The organism is Streptomyces melanosporofaciens (assembly GCF_900105695.1).
In the GTDB taxonomy this organism is placed as follows: Bacteria; Actinomycetota; Actinomycetes; order Streptomycetales; family Streptomycetaceae; genus Streptomyces; species Streptomyces antimycoticus.
In genome coordinates this window covers 8,519,141-8,532,886 of sequence record NZ_FNST01000002.1, presented here as the reverse complement: position 1 = coordinate 8,532,886, position 13,746 = coordinate 8,519,141, and the positions used below count along the sequence as shown (strand labels likewise).

General features: G+C 71.7%; 13 protein-coding genes. 5 read left to right on the top strand and 8 right to left on the bottom strand.

From position 1 onward, the window contains the following. Positions 1-6: 6 nt before the first annotated feature. The 3 genes from BLV72_RS39055 to BLV72_RS39045 form a co-directional block, all read right to left on the bottom strand. Positions 7-1,164 (bottom strand): hypothetical protein, encoded by a 1,158-nt coding sequence (locus BLV72_RS39055; protein WP_093468341.1) that lies wholly within the window; start codon positions 1,162-1,164, stop codon positions 7-9. A gap of 94 nt (positions 1,165-1,258) precedes the next feature. Further along, positions 1,259-1,702 (bottom strand): hypothetical protein, encoded by a 444-nt coding sequence (locus tag BLV72_RS39050; RefSeq protein ID WP_093468339.1) that lies wholly within the window; start codon positions 1,700-1,702, stop codon positions 1,259-1,261. Then, positions 1,699-3,339, bottom strand: coding sequence for a hypothetical protein (locus BLV72_RS39045; protein ID WP_093470806.1), 1,641 nt, complete (start codon positions 3,337-3,339; stop codon positions 1,699-1,701). Before BLV72_RS39045 ends, BLV72_RS39050 begins: the two co-directional genes overlap by 4 nt. A gap of 341 nt (positions 3,340-3,680) precedes the next feature. On the opposite strand from BLV72_RS39045, the gene BLV72_RS39040 reads away from it, so the two are divergent. The 3 genes from BLV72_RS39040 to BLV72_RS39030 all read left to right on the top strand — a co-directional run bounded on the left by BLV72_RS39040 (position 3,681) and on the right by BLV72_RS39030 (position 6,090). Continuing rightward, positions 3,681-4,856, top strand: coding sequence for a sensor histidine kinase (locus BLV72_RS39040; RefSeq protein WP_208905869.1), 1,176 nt, complete (start codon positions 3,681-3,683; stop codon positions 4,854-4,856). Continuing rightward, the gene (locus BLV72_RS39035) at positions 4,853-5,575 is read left to right on the top strand and encodes a response regulator (RefSeq protein WP_093468338.1); all 723 of its coding nucleotides are present in this window, start codon (positions 4,853-4,855) and stop codon (positions 5,573-5,575) included. The genes BLV72_RS39040 and BLV72_RS39035 overlap by 4 nt, the downstream gene beginning before the upstream one ends. A 176-nt stretch (positions 5,576-5,751) precedes the next feature. Further along, complete coding sequence (locus BLV72_RS39030) at positions 5,752-6,090, top strand: alpha/beta hydrolase family protein (RefSeq protein WP_143059849.1); 339 nt, start codon at positions 5,752-5,754, stop codon at positions 6,088-6,090. A 16-nt stretch (positions 6,091-6,106) separates the two neighbouring features. Here BLV72_RS39030 and BLV72_RS39025 read toward each other — a convergent pair whose 3' ends face one another. Next, positions 6,107-6,733: an NADPH-dependent F420 reductase gene (locus BLV72_RS39025; protein ID WP_093470804.1), complete on the bottom strand. Its 627-nt coding sequence runs from the start codon at positions 6,731-6,733 to the stop codon at positions 6,107-6,109. 289 nt (positions 6,734-7,022) lie between these two features. On the opposite strand from BLV72_RS39025, the gene BLV72_RS39020 reads away from it, so the two are divergent. Together BLV72_RS39020 and BLV72_RS39015 are read left to right on the top strand one after the other, a co-directional pair. After that, positions 7,023-7,541 carry a cupin domain-containing protein gene (locus BLV72_RS39020; protein WP_093468335.1) on the top strand — a complete coding sequence of 173 codons (519 nt, stop codon included), beginning with the start codon at positions 7,023-7,025 and terminating at the stop codon, positions 7,539-7,541. A gap of 409 nt (positions 7,542-7,950) precedes the next feature. Next, on the top strand, positions 7,951-8,919 hold the full coding sequence (locus BLV72_RS39015; protein WP_093468333.1) for a glycoside hydrolase family 16 protein: 969 nt from the start codon (positions 7,951-7,953) through the stop codon (positions 8,917-8,919). 86 nt (positions 8,920-9,005) lie between these two features. Here the strand turns inward: BLV72_RS39015 and BLV72_RS39010 are convergent, their stop codons facing one another. The 4 genes from BLV72_RS39010 to BLV72_RS38995 are packed head-to-tail and all read right to left on the bottom strand — an operon-like array spanning position 9,006 to position 13,745. Then, positions 9,006-9,470, bottom strand: coding sequence for a ribose-5-phosphate isomerase (locus BLV72_RS39010; protein WP_059142953.1), 465 nt, complete (start codon positions 9,468-9,470; stop codon positions 9,006-9,008). Further along, the gene (locus BLV72_RS39005; protein WP_093468332.1) at positions 9,467-11,212 is read right to left on the bottom strand and encodes a dihydroxyacetone kinase family protein; all 1,746 of its coding nucleotides are present in this window, start codon (positions 11,210-11,212) and stop codon (positions 9,467-9,469) included. The genes BLV72_RS39010 and BLV72_RS39005 overlap by 4 nt, the downstream gene beginning before the upstream one ends. Further along, positions 11,209-12,678, bottom strand: coding sequence for an FGGY-family carbohydrate kinase (locus BLV72_RS39000; RefSeq protein ID WP_093468330.1), 1,470 nt, complete (start codon positions 12,676-12,678; stop codon positions 11,209-11,211). The genes BLV72_RS39005 and BLV72_RS39000 overlap by 4 nt, the downstream gene beginning before the upstream one ends. Further along, entirely contained in the window at positions 12,675-13,745 is a 1,071-nt protein-coding gene (locus tag BLV72_RS38995) for a 2-hydroxyacid dehydrogenase (RefSeq protein ID WP_093468329.1), read from the bottom strand. Before BLV72_RS38995 ends, BLV72_RS39000 begins: the two co-directional genes overlap by 4 nt. Position 13,746: the final 1 nt, after the last annotated feature.

Here is a 13,746-nt window from a genome sequence, read left to right as displayed (position 1 = left end):
GGGTGGTCATCGGCCCTTCGGGAGGGATGCGGTGGAGTGTTCGCGCAGCAGGACGGCGAGCCGGGCGGCGAGGTAGCCCGCGAGGACGCCCGTGGCCAGACCGACGGCCGTCATCGTCAGCAGTTCGGCCGGGTCCGGGCCGGAGCCGCCGAACAGGGCGCTCTGGAGGGGCAGGGAGAGGCCGACCACGGCTCCCCCTCCGGCGCCCATGATCTGTGGCGCGATCCGGCCCGACCAGCCCCGCCTCCTGCTCAGCCACAGCAGTGCGGTGATGGCCGCTGCCGCGAAGAGCATGAACACCGGGATCTCGGAGGGCAGTTCGGGAGGGTTGTCGCCGAGGTTGTCGCGCAGCGGCAGACCGCTCGCATCCGCGTAGACCCGCGCCGCCCAGGGCGAGAACCACCACAGGAGGAGCTGCAGGACGCCGAGGGTCGCGGCGGTCGTCAGTGCGGTGGCGCGCCGTCCGATGGTGAGCGTCCCCGTGATCAGCAGGAGGGTGGAGAACAAGATGTTCCCGACGAGGTCGGGTTCGACGGGCAGCGGGAGGGCGCCGAATGCCTTGGTCGTGATGGGGCTGAAGATGATGAGCACGGGGATGCTGAGGATCACACCTGCCCGGCCCCACCGGGTGTCGCGCGCCGCGGCGAAGACGATGACGCTCCCCACCATGGAAAAGGAGATCGAGAGGAACAGCCCGATGTGGGGCGGTGAGTCGAGTACGGCATCAAAGCCGTACAGCGAATGCCACCACAGGTCCACAAGCCCGAAGAGCAGGAACAGGGCGGCTCCCGTACCGGTGATCAGATAGCCCAGCGGGGCCCGGAAGACCCCGCCGAAGACGCGTACGGGCTTGCCGCCGGGAAACTGGTCCACCGGCTGGCCGGCGCGCTGGGCAGCGGTCGCGATCAGGACCATGGCCAGGCTGGCGAGACCGGCGAGGGCGCTGCCGGAATACAGCATGAGGTGGGAGAGCGTGAAGAACGTGTCCGGGCCGACATCGACATGCCACTGGATGTCCCAGCTCAAGCCGAACAGGGACATCGTGGTCCCGGCGAGGACGGTGTTGGCGGCGATGGGGCCGGTGCGGCCGGCGCGGGAGATTCTGACGGCGGGGGACGGCTGGGATGCCGTGCCGGTACCGGTGATGGGCAGTGCTGTGCTCACGGGAATGCCTTTCTCGTGACGGCGTTCATGGCCGTTCTCATGGCCGTTCTCATGGCCGTGCCAGGGCGGTGACCGTCGCTGCGTGGCCGGTTGTTCAGCCGGAGATCGCCAGCGGGAAGTCGAACTGGTCGCTCCGTGCGCCGTAGTCGACGCTGATGTGGAAGGTCCAGCGCCCCGGCATCATCAAGTGGACGGCCGCGGAGTAGCTGCCCGGGCTCTCAACCTGCGTGTGTGCCGGGGGTGTTGCGTGTCCGTGGGTGGGCATGACGGCCTGCAAGGTGATGGTGGGCGGACGTCCGCTTCGCTCCCCGTGTCGCGGGGTCAGGCGGATGTCCACGTCCGTGGTGCCGGTGCGGGGCCGGGCCACGGTCAGTGTCACTTCGTCGGTGGCACTGCCCCCGGTCAGCGCGACGGTGCCATCCGTCCAGGCCGGAAGGCACCCGACCGCCACCAGGGCGAGGGACACCGTCAGCAGCGCCGCGCCGACTCCGTGGAGAAACCGGAGCATGGGGGTGCGGGAGACGCCGGGAGGGTTCATCTCGCTTCTCCCGTCGGCGCCACATGCAGGAGGTAGGGCATGGTCAGAACGGCACTGTCGCGCTCGGCCTGGATCCACACGCGGTAGTAGCCGGGCCGGGAGAAGGTGTACACGAAGGAGACGTCCGGGCCGTAGGCGGCCACGGTCTCGTCCGCGGGGCTGTCGCCGTTGAGGGGCATCAGCCCGCTCATCGAACCCGCACTCGTACTCGTACGCGGCTCGTTCCCGTGGTCCATGGCGGCCATGTCGTGGGCCGGAGCGTCCCCCATGCCATGCGCGGAGTGGCCGCTCATGTGGCCGCTCATATCGCCGCCCATGGAGTGCGCGTGTGCCCAGACGGGTGCGCCCTGCGCGGCCCGTCCCATGCGCGTCGGGCTGGTGGCGTCCGCCTTGTCGAGCGGCCCGACCACGATCATGTGGCCGACCATGCCGAGCCAGGGCTGGAGCGTCGGTGTGTCGCCGACGCGCGCGGTCAGGGTGCTCGCGGCTCCCGCTGTGAGCGAGGGCGCCGACAGGCGCACCGGTACACCGTCGACCGTCCGCTCTCCCGGCCCCCGCGGGGCGAGTTCGGCGGGAAGGACCGGGTCACCGCCGCGCGCGGAGCCGTCGGCGACGGTCAGACCGGTGGCCGAGCGCACCTGCTGGATCCCGCCACCGCGGCGGGCGAACTCCGCGGACACGGCGTAGTGGCCGGCCGCGGGCAGCCGTAGCTGGACCTCGTAGCTGCCGGGCGCGGTGCGAATGGGGTGCAGATGCCAGAGCTCACCGGTCGGCCCGATGACCAGCAGGTGCATCAGGGCACCGTCGTGGACGACGAGATCGTCCGCGGGCAGGCCGGTGGAGCCGTCGTGCACGCTCATCCGTAGCGTGCCCCGCTCTGCCGCCTTGGCGGGGTACGGCCCCGTCTCGAGTGAGACGGGCGGCCGGGAGTAGTCGTTGGTCACCGGCCGGACGACCGCGTAGGGATCGGCCACGTTGTCGTTGGTGGCATCCACCTGGCCGCCCGGCTCGGGCGGCATGGGCAGGGAGGCGGACAACAGCGCTGCGGTGACGGCTGTCGCGAGCGCGGCCACCACGCCTCCCGCCGGCACCAGCGCCCAGGCCCCGCGCCGGGCCCGGACGGCGACGAACAGGGTCACCAGCATGAGCACACCGGCGGCGACGAAACCGCCGAACACGGTGAGTTCCGGTGGCGACGTGGCCTGGCCCGGCACCACGAAGGGGATCCGCGCCGTACGGGATCCGTCGTCGACGACGAGCTCCCAGGGCCCGGCCCGGTCGATGTCCAGGGCGGCGCTGTAGGACCCCGGCGTACTGCCGAGCCGGACCGAGGCGCCGCTGGTGGTGGTCCCCGCCGAGGAGCCTGCTGCCCGGTCGTGTGACGCACCGGTGGGCACGGTGCCCAGGCGCAGGGTTCCCGCGGCGGTGCCCCGATGGGTGAAGACGTCCACGTGCAGGGGGCCGGGCAGCCCGGTGACGCGCCGCAACATGAAGGTCAGGTCGCGGTCGCCGAGCGTCTGGGCCACCTTCAGGTCGCCCCCGGCGGTGGCATCCGCCCAGGCGGAGGATGATCCCGCGCCGACGGACAGGCCCAGGGCGCAGAGCACGGCCACCACCACGCGTGCCACGCGCGACATGCGCGACATGCGCGACATGCGCGACATGCGCGACATGCCACGGGAGTTGCGATCGGCGGATCTGCCGCGAACCGATGCGGGGGGTGCGTTGTCGTTCACGCGGCAGACAGTAGAAACCGCCACCACGCGGTGTCGTCACGCACCCGGGGTACGGCCTGTCCCCCGCGCGGGGGACCGCCTCTCCCCCCGGCGCAGGAAACGTTTTCCGGCAGGACTCGTGCACTATGTGTGCATGCCTGGTGCAACTGGCCGCGTACAGAGCGGCGTTCCGGCTGTGTGTTCCGCCGTCCGACGTGCCCGCGGCGCGGGCCCGCGGACCCGCTGAGAGAGGGGCCGTCTCCGTGTCGATCAGGGGCGCGAGTGGGTCCCTGACCCGGCAGTCCCTCATGGTGGCGGGCTTCTGCCTGCTCGCGGACGCGCTCGCCTTCTCCTACGAGGGTGCGCGGGTGTATCCCGCGGTGTCCTTCTGGTGTCTGCTGGCCGGGATCGTGCTGGTGGACGCGGCGCTCGCGAGTGCGGCCCGTCTCTCGGGAGTCGTGGCGTTCGCCCAGGCGGCCTTGGCCGTGGCCGGTGCGCTGGCCCTGCCCGGTGGCGGTCCACTGCCGGACACCAACGACGCCGGGATGCTCATCGCCGCCTACCGGGCCGGGGCCTGGCTGAACGGCCGCCCGGCCGTGCTCGCCCTCCTGTACCTGGCCGCGGGGTCCATCGGGGCCAGGACACTCGGCGCGACGACCGATCTCACCGAGTGGCGCACCATTGTGCTGGGCGCGGTGAAGGAGGCCCTCCTCGCCTGGCTGGTGGGCCGCTACACCACCGCCCGGGGCGCGCACATCGCCGAACTGGAACAGCGGGCCGTACGGGAGCGGGAGAACGCCCGGCACGCCCTCGCGGATGCCATCGCCGGGGAGCGCAGTGCCATCGCCCGCGATCTGCACGATGTCATCGCCCATCACGTGAGCGCCATCGGCGTCCATGCCGGAGCCGCCCGTCTGGGGCTCTCCACCAAGGAGGCGTCACCGGTGTCGACGGCGCTCACGGCGGTGGAGACCTCCAGCCGCGCGGCCCTTCTCGACCTGCGCCGCCTGCTGGATTTCCTGCACGACAGCCCGGCGGAGGGCGCACGGCAACCCGGGTTGAGCGACCTCGACGAGCTGATGCACGTCGTGTCCGCGGCCGGTCTCGAGACGGACCTCGGCATCCGGGGCGCCCCGCAGAAACTGGACGGGTCCCTGGACATCGCCGTCTACCGCGTGGTCCAGGAGATGCTGACCAACGCCCTGCGCCACGGCGACGGCCATGTGGACATCACCCTGGACTACGGGCCCTCGTCCATCACGGTCACCGCGGTCAACCCGATAGCCGTCCCGAAGCGTCTGGTGGAGGATTCTCCGCACCGGGGCCTGGAGGGCATCAACAGCCGAGCCGGCATGTTCAACGGCTTCGCCTCGTACGGACCGGTCCACGGCGGATCCGACTGGAAGACCACCGTCACCTTCTCCATGGATGGCACATGACCCTGCGTATCCTCCTGGCCGACGACCACGCCATGTTCCGCTCGGGGCTGAAGGCGGTCCTGGGCACCCAGGACGACCTGTGCTGTGTCGCCGAAGTGGCCGACGGCCAGGCAGCCGTCGACGAGGCCGGCAGGCTGGCACCCGACGTCGCCATCCTGGACGTCCGCATGCCACGCCTGGATGGACTCCATGCCGCGGAGCGCATCCTCGGCAGGCCGGGCAACACCACGAAAATCATCGTGCTCACCACCTACGACGACGACAGCTACGTCTACCGCGCCCTCCACATGGGAGCCAGCGGCTTCCTCCTGAAGAGCGCCCCTCCCGAGGAGACGATCGCGGCCGTCCGCATCGCCGCCCGTGGTGATGCCCTCATCGATCCCTCGGTCACCCGCCGTCTCATCTCGCGTTTCGCCGGCAGCATCGCCCCGCCCGCGTCCTCCACCGCGCTCGAGCGGCTGACGGCCCGCGAGCACGAGGTCCTGATGCTGGTGGCCCAGGCGCACAGCAACACGGAGATCGCGCAGCGACTGGGCATCGGTGACGAGACGGTCAAGACACATGTCTCCCGGATCCTGGCGAAGCTGGGCCTGCGCGACCGCACCCAGGCCGTCATGTACGCGGCCTCGCATCGACTTGTGGCACCGCTTCCCGCTCCGCCGCCATCCGGTCCGGAACGCTTGGGGCGGCGCAGGGGAAGGGGCGGTCGCTGCAATTGACAGCGCACAGATGCCCCGAGCGAAAAGCGAGGGAGCCGTGGGCGCCAGGACGCATCACGCCATCGTGACCGGCGACGGAGTCGATCTCCATTATGTGGCGGCCGGGGCGGGGGAAACCCTTGTTCTCCTGCCGGGATTCTCCCAGTCCGCTGCCGGCTTCGCGCGCCGTGGTCGACATGCCGCACACCCCGGAATCGAGCGCCGAGGACGCGGAATGGATCCTGGGGCAGAATCCGCTGCTGCCGCGCGAGCACGCCGCCACGCTGCATCTCGACTACTGCGGCAACGACCGGCGGGACGTACTGCCCCGGATCACCGTGCCCACACTGGTCATCGGCGGGGCGTCCAGCTTGATCCCCGCCGATGTCGCGGAACGCGTCGCCGAGCGGATTCCGGAATCCGCCGTTGGTATTTTCTCGGCGGCCGAGAAAGGCAGCCACCTGATGTTCTGGGAGAATCCCGAGCTGTTCAATGCGGTGGTATCCGATTTCATCGACGCCGGTACCGTCACATGAACGAGCGGCCCCGGTCTCAGGCCACGTGCAACAGGGCGCTGGTCTCGGCGGACGACATCTCGGTGGCGTAGACGCGACTGCCCGGCTGGTGCTTGCGGCCGCCCTCGCCCAGGTGCCCGGCGTCCACGGCGTCGAAGCCGATGTCGCGGATCAGCCCGGCCACCGCGGCCTTGGCCTCCTCGTCGTTGCCCGACAGCGGGATGGCCACCCGGTCGGTGGCGCCCTGGGGGCGGGCGTGGTCGCGCAGGTTCTCCCAGTAGATCGCGTTGAACGCCTTGACCAGGTTGGCGCCGGTGTGGGCCTGGATCTTCTCGCTGGAGGTGGTGGCGTCGCCGTCGAGCTCCGGGTCGTGACCGTCCCGCTCGGGGTAGTAGTTGCAGGTGTCGATCACGACCTTGCCGCGCAGCGGCTCGGTCGGCAGCTCCTGGTAGCGGCCGTAGGGGATGGACACGACCACCGCCTCGCCGAACCGCGCCGCCTCCTCGGCGGTCACCGCGCGGATCGGGCCGCCGATGTCGGCCACCAGGTCGGCCAGGGTGTCCGGGCCGCGGGAGTTGGCGAGCGCCACGTCATAGCCGATCGCGGCGAAGTGGCGGGCCAGCGTCGAGCCGATGCGGCCCGCTCCGATGATTCCGATGCGCACGGTGTGCTCCCCTTCCTCGTCCACGGGTGGGCCACCCACCGGGTAACCCCCGCCCCGCGGGTCATGCAGCCACGTCCCCGCGCATACCGCGGACGGGAGCGGGAGCGGGGACGGGCGGGCCCGGCGCGCGTCGAGTCCCGCGGGGAGGGCGGGCCGCGGTCCCGGCTGACGAGACGGGCCTAGGTCTCCGGCCCCGTTTCAACGGCCACCAACGTCATCCGGACGCCCGATGCGGCCTTCTCGGGGCGAAGCCATCATGCCAATGGAGACCCGTCGAAAGGAGCACCTCATGTCCTACCCGGAAGACCTCGCATACCCGGAGCCTCGCTACCACGGCGACAGGGGCGAAGTGAACGCGACCTTCCGCCCGGCCGGCACCCCGCCGGAGCTCTCCTCACCCGGCGGCTCGACCCACTACCTCGCCACCGGCGAGTCGACCGGCGGCGAATTCGGCCTGTACAAGGTGGAGATGGGTCCGTGGTCCGGTGGGCCCAAGACCCATTTCCACAAGGCCATCTCCGAGTCGTTCTACATCCTCTCGGGCAAGCTGGAGCTCTACAACGGCGAGAAGTGGATCACGGGCCGTGAGGGCGACTTCCTGTACGTACCGGTCGGTGGCCTGCACGCGTTCAAGAACGTGTCGGACGAGCCCACGTCCATGCTCCTGCTCTTCGCCCCGGGCGCCCCGCGCGAGGAGTACTTCGAGCGGGTCGCGGAGATGACCCGGCGCGGCGGCGAGGAACTCAAGCGGTTTCGCATCCGGCACGACAGCTACTTCGTGGAGGACTTCGACCCCGGGACGGAGTAGTCCGGGACACCGTCGCTCACCACGTCGATCGGCGTGGCCACCGATGGCCGAGTGATGTTCGGCGAGGGCGGGGTTGCCGCCCTGGGGTGCCGTCAAGAGTTGGCGCGCGCGGGTGCCGGCACCCCGTGTATGTCTCCAATTCTGAAGTGGGGCGAGCGATACTTCCGTGAGGTCGTGGTCGAGCAACGGGCTTACGTTCAACTCGTGAACTCTGCGCGGCTCTTGACGGCAAGGGCAGGGTCCAAGACAGTCGTTCTGTGTGAGCGCTCTCTCGATCCGATGGCGCTCGCGCTGTCCCTGTGCCCGAGTCCCCGTAGCCCAGCCTCCACCACACCCCACGCCAGGAGCGGGCTACGGGGGCTCGCACACCCCGTCACCGACGTTCCTTCGGACGAAAGCAGCCCCCCACATGTTCAGGATCACCTCACGTACGACGGCGGAGGCCAAGCCCCGCCGACGACGCGCGCCGGCCTTCGTGGCCGCCCTGTCGCTTCCGCTGACCGGACTGCTGGCTCTCACCGTGTCCTCCCCTACCGCCGCCGCGGGCGAGCCCGCCGCCGCGGCCGAGTGGACCACCGTCTTCCAGGACGACTTCGACGGCGCGGCGGGCACCGGCCTGAACAAGAACGACTGGCTGTACGACATCGGCACCGGCTACCCGGGCGGCGCCCCGAACTGGGGCACCGGTGAGGTCGAGTCGGTCACGGACTCCACCGAGAACGTGTACCACGACGGCGAGGGTCACATGGTGATCAAGCCGATCCGCGACGGTTCCGGGAAGTGGACGTCCGGCCGGGTGGAGACCCAGCGCACCGACTTCGAGGCTCCGGCCGGTGGGCAGTTGGAGATCAGCGCTTCCCTCAAGCAGCCCAACCCGGAGAAGGCCCTCGGCATTTGGCCCGCCTTCTGGGCCATGGGCGCCGACGCCCGTCCGACCGGGGCCACCAACTGGCCGAGCATCGGCGAGCTGGACATCATGGAGGACGTCAACGGGCTGAGCAAGCACTCGAACACCTTCCACTGCGGGGAGTGGGCCGGTGAGTGCCACGACCCGGACGGCATCACCAGCGACCTGCTGCCGTGCGACGGCTGCCAGACCGACTACCACACGTACTCCGTGATCGTGGATCGCACCGACACCTCCGCCGAGCAACTGCGCTTCTACCGCGACGGCAAGGAAACGTTCACGGTGAAGCAGAATCAGGTGTCCGCCGAGACCTGGAAGAAGGCGGTCGACCACGGGTTCTTCGCCATCTTCAATGTCGCGGTCGGCGGCTCCTACCCGAACAAGGTCTGCGGCTGCACCTCGCCGGCGGCGGACACCACCTCCGGTGAGGGGATGAGCGTGGACTGGTTCTCCGTCAAGGTGAGCCAGTAGCGACCACACGGCTTCCCGTACGTCGGGCTCCACGATCCGGTTGTGGTCGTGGAGCCCGACGTTGTCGGTCTGTCCTGCCTCCCCGATCAGCCCTCGTAGCTCCGGATCGCGGCGACCTTCTCCGCCGACGGAGAGGTCTCGTCGAAGCTCTGCGCCAGCCAGTCGTCGGTGAGCGACCGGGCGAGTTCCAGCCCGATGACGCGCTGGCCGAAGCAGAGCACCTGGGCGTTGTTGCTGAGGACCGAGCGGCGCACGGAATAGCTGTCGTGGGCGGTGACCGCGCGGATGCCGGGGACCTTGTTGGCGCTGATGGCCACGCCGAGGCCGGTGCCGCACACCAGGAGGGCGCGGTCGGCGGTGCCCTCGGCGACACGGCGAGCCGCTTCCACCGCGACATGCGGGTAGGCGGTGTGCTCGTCACTGCCCACGCCGACGTCGATGACCTCGGCGACCCGGGGGTCGGCCAGCAGATCCCGCTTGAGGGCTTCCTTGTAGTCGTATCCGGCGTCGTCACAGCCGACGACGATCCGGAAGGCGTTCGCGGTGGTCATACGGAATCGCTTCCTGTCGTCGTGTGGAGGGTGGCCACCGCGGTCAGTACGGCGGCGAGTGAGGTGGCTCCGGGGTCGGGAGTGCCCACGCTGCGGTCGGCGAGGGGGCGGGCGCGGCCCAGGCGGGGGCGCAGCCCCGCGGTGTCCTCGGCGGCCGTACGGGCTTCGGCCACGGCGGACGCGTACGCCTCCGCCACCGGGTCTTCGGTCCGCAGCCGCGTCGCGAAGGCGGTGGCGAACGGTGCGAGAGCGTCGACCAGGGTCTTGTCGCCCACCTCGGCCCCGCCGAGCGAGGTGACGGCGGTGAGCGCGGCCGTGGCGGCGGACGCCAGCTCCTCGCGCCCCGGCGCCCGGTCGGCCGGCAGTGCGGCGCCGATGGCGCGCAGCGCCACGCCCCACAGCGCACCCGAGGTGCCCCCGGCCTCCGCCGCCCAGGCATCACCGGCGGCGGCCAGCACCGCCGCCGGGGCCAGCCGATCGGCGTGTGTCTTCTCGGCGGCCGCCAGTGCCGCGTCGACGCCCTTGCACATGCCACGGCCGTGATCGCCGTCGCCCGCCACCGCGTCCAGCCTGCCCAGGGCCTCCGCGTCCCGGTGCAGTACGTCGCGGGCGGCGCGCAGTGCGTGGACGGCCAGCTCCGCCACCTCGACGGCCGCGCCGGACGCCGTGGCGGCGGACCGCTCCGTTCGGCGCGGGGCGGCGGCGGGCCGTTCGGCGGCGGCGTCCACCTGGGGTTCCCGCGGTGTCCCCCGGCGGAAGGCCGGGGTGTCGGCCGGTGCGCGCCACAGGCGTTCCAGCTCGTCGTCCAGCCAGCTCAGGGTCAGGGAACAACCGGCCATGTCGAGACTGGTGACGAGTTCGCCGACCTCGGGGCGTACGGGCGTGAGCCCCGCCTCGTCCAGCAGCCGGGCCACGGCGCCCCACAGCACATACAGCTCCTCGTACTTCGTGGCGCCGAGGCCGTTGAGGACGACCGCCACCCGCCCCTCGCCGTCCGTGTCCGCGGGCCGGTCCGCCAGCAGCCCGCTCACCAGGGCGCGGGCCAGGTCCTCTGCGGTGCCCAGAGTGTCCTCGCTGACCCCCGGTTCGCCGTGGATGCCGAGGCCGAGGCCCAGGCGGCCCTCGGGAACGGTGAACAGGGGCGCGCCGGAGCCCGGCAGGGTGCAGCCGTCGAAGGCCACTCCGAGCGTGCGGGTACGGGCGTTGGTGTGCTCGGCCACACGGACGACCTCGTCCAGCGGGGCGCCTTCCTCGGCGGCCGCCGACGCGGCCTTGAAGACGACGAAGCCGCCCGCGATGCCCCGACGCCGCGCCGCCTGGTCCGCGGGAGCGGAGGCGATGTCATCGGTGACGGCGAAGCAGCGGGCGGGAATGCCGTCGTCCGTCAACTGCCGTGCCGCGAGGCCGAAGTTCATCACGTCCCCGGCGTAGTTGCCGAAGAGGAAGAGGACACCGCCGCCCGCCTGCGCCGCCTCGGCGACCGAGCGGGCGCGGGCGGCCGACGGCGAGGTGAACACATCGCCGATGACCGAGCCGTCGGCGAATCCGGGGCCGACGACACCGCAGAAGGCGGGATAGTGGCCGGAGCCGCCACCGGTGAGGACGGCCACCTTCCCGGTACGGGTGGCTCGGGCGCGCACCACACCGCCGGGCACGGCCCGGACGTGTTCCGGATGGGCGGCGGCGAATCCGGTGATCATGTCGTCGGTGAACCGGGCGGGGTCGTTGAAGAGCCTGGTCATCGGGTGCTCCAGCCTTCGCGTGCGATATCGAGGGCGTGGCGGTAGGCGGCGTAGCCCTCGGCGTAGTGGTCGATCAGCCCGCGCTCGGCGGTCACGGTACGGAGGCGGGCGCGCCAGGCGCCGGGGGCGGCGTCGTCGGCAGGTGTGCCCAGCGAGCGCCAGGCGACGTGGGCCGCACCGCGGATGCCCACGGCGTCGTCGCACACCTCCAGGTCGCCCCCGAGGGCACCGGCGAAGATCCGCGCCCACTCCCCGGAGCGCGCGCCACCGCCGCAGGCGGTGACGGTGCGGGTGACGCCGAGGGTTTCCATGCAGTGCCGGGCCGAGTAGGCGACGGCCTCGCACAGCGCCCGCACCAGGTCGGCACGGCCGGCCAGCGGGGACAGGCCGTCGAAGCGGCCACGGGCCCGCGGGTCGACAAACGGTGCGCGCTCGCCGCTGGCGGACAAGAACGGCAGTGCGGTGACGCCCGAGGCGCCGGGCGGGGACTGGACGAGCAGCGCGTCCAGCGCCTCGATCTTGACGTCGAGCAGTTTCAGCAGCCAGTCCAGACCCGCGGTGCCGATCATGGCGGGCATGACCCGCAGATAGCGGCCCTCGTACGGGGTCGCCAGCAGCATCCCGGCCGGGTCCTCGGCGAGGGCCGGGCGTGGCTCGGTGTCGAGGACCTGGGCGGCGAGGGTGGTGCCGATGATGAGGTTGCCCTCGCCCGGTTCGGCCACTCCCGAGCCGAAGGCGCAGGCCGGGATGTCGAACGGGCCGGCGGAGACCGGCAGCCCGGCGGGCAGGCCCAGCCGCCGGGCGGCGTCGGGCAGCAGCCGGTGCAGGGTGCCGGGCGGGGCCGGGTCCGGCAGCAGCCGGCGGTGTGCGGACAGTCCGCACAGCTCGAGCGCGGTCTCGTCGTACGTGCGAGTGGCGACGTCGAGGAACGGCTGCGAGGCGTCGGAGGCATCGACGGTCACGGCGCCGGTCAGCCGCTGTACGACGGCGTCCACGCAGTATCCGGCGACGTGGGCCGCCGCCAGCCGCTCCGGCTCGTGCTCGGCCAGATGCGCCAGCAGGGGTGCCGCGGAGCCGGGGAAGAGACCGACGCCGGTGCGCCGGTGCAGGGCGTGCAGGGTGCCGTCGGCGGTCCACCGGTCCAGCCGGTCGGCGGCCCGGCCGTCCATCCAGGACAGCGCCCGGCCGACCGGGGCGCCCGTGGCGTCGCGCAGCCACACGCCGTCGCCCTGCCCGGTGAGGGCCAGGGCCTCGGCCGGTTCGTCGCCCAGCTGCGCGGCGTCGGCGAGCGCCGCCCGTACGACGGTCTCCACGGTGCCCACGACCTCGTCCAGGTCCTGCTCGACGCGGTGTCCGGGCAGGGTGTAGACGGTGCTGCGGGCCTCGTGGGCGGGGGTGGTCCGGCCGTCGCGGGAGATCAGCTGGGCCTTGGTGACCGAGGTGCCGATGTCGACTCCGACGATCATGGCCGGCTCCCGGTCAGCACCTCCGGATTGGCCACGTGCCGCAGCGGTTCGCCGCGCAGGAAGCGGGCGGCCTCGGCGGCGGTGATCCGGGCGGCCCGGTCGGCGGTCTGCCGGGTGGATCCCGCCAGATGTGGCGTGGTGATGACATGGGGGGCCTTGTGCAGCGGCCAGTCGGCCGGGGGCGGCTCGATGTCGTAGACGTCCAGGGCGAGCGCGCCGAGCCGGCCGGACTCCAGCAGGCCGGGCAGCGGGGCGTAGTCGAGCAGCTCGCCGCGGGCCGAGTTGACGAGGACGGCGCCCTCGGGCAGGAGCGCGAGGTTGCCGGCGTTCAGCAGATGCCGGGTCTCGGGGGTGACACGGGCGTGCAGGCTCACGACGGAGCTGCGCCGCAGCAGGTCGTCCAGGCCGGTGAGCTCGACACCGTCGGCCTGCGCCCGGGCCGGGTCCGTGTACGGATCGGAGACCAGGACGTGTGCGCCGAAGGCACGCAGCACACGGGCCACGATGGAGCCGATGGCCCCGTACCCGACGAGGCCGACGGTGGCGCCGTCGAGCTCCAGCCCCGCGTTCTCGTACGCGTAGTAGTCACCGCGCCACGTGCCCTCGTTGAGGGCCGCGTCGGCGAAGGTGAGGTGGCGCATGGCGGCGAGCATCAGGCCGATGGTGAATTCGGCGGCAGCGGCGGCGTTGCGGCCCGGTGTGAAGGTGACGGGTATCCCGGCGGCGGTGGCGGCGGCCAGGTCCACGTTGACCGGGCCGCCACGGGCCACGCCGATGAACTTCAGCTGGGGCGACTCGCGGATGACACGAGAGGTGAAGGGGGCCATCTGGGTCAGGGCGACACTCGCGTCACCGAGCGCCTCCAGCACCTGCTCCTCGGTGCCGCTGGCCTCCTTCACACCGCCGTTTCCCTGCCCGTCGGCGCCCACCGGCCCGAAGGGTTCGTTCGGCCAGCGGGTGCGCAGTGTGCGGAAGCTCAGCCCGGCGGAGGGCAGGCTCTCGCTCAGAGCGGCGGAGAAGAGCTCGGGGGCGATGAAGTCGTCGCCGGAAACCAGGACCGCGGTCATG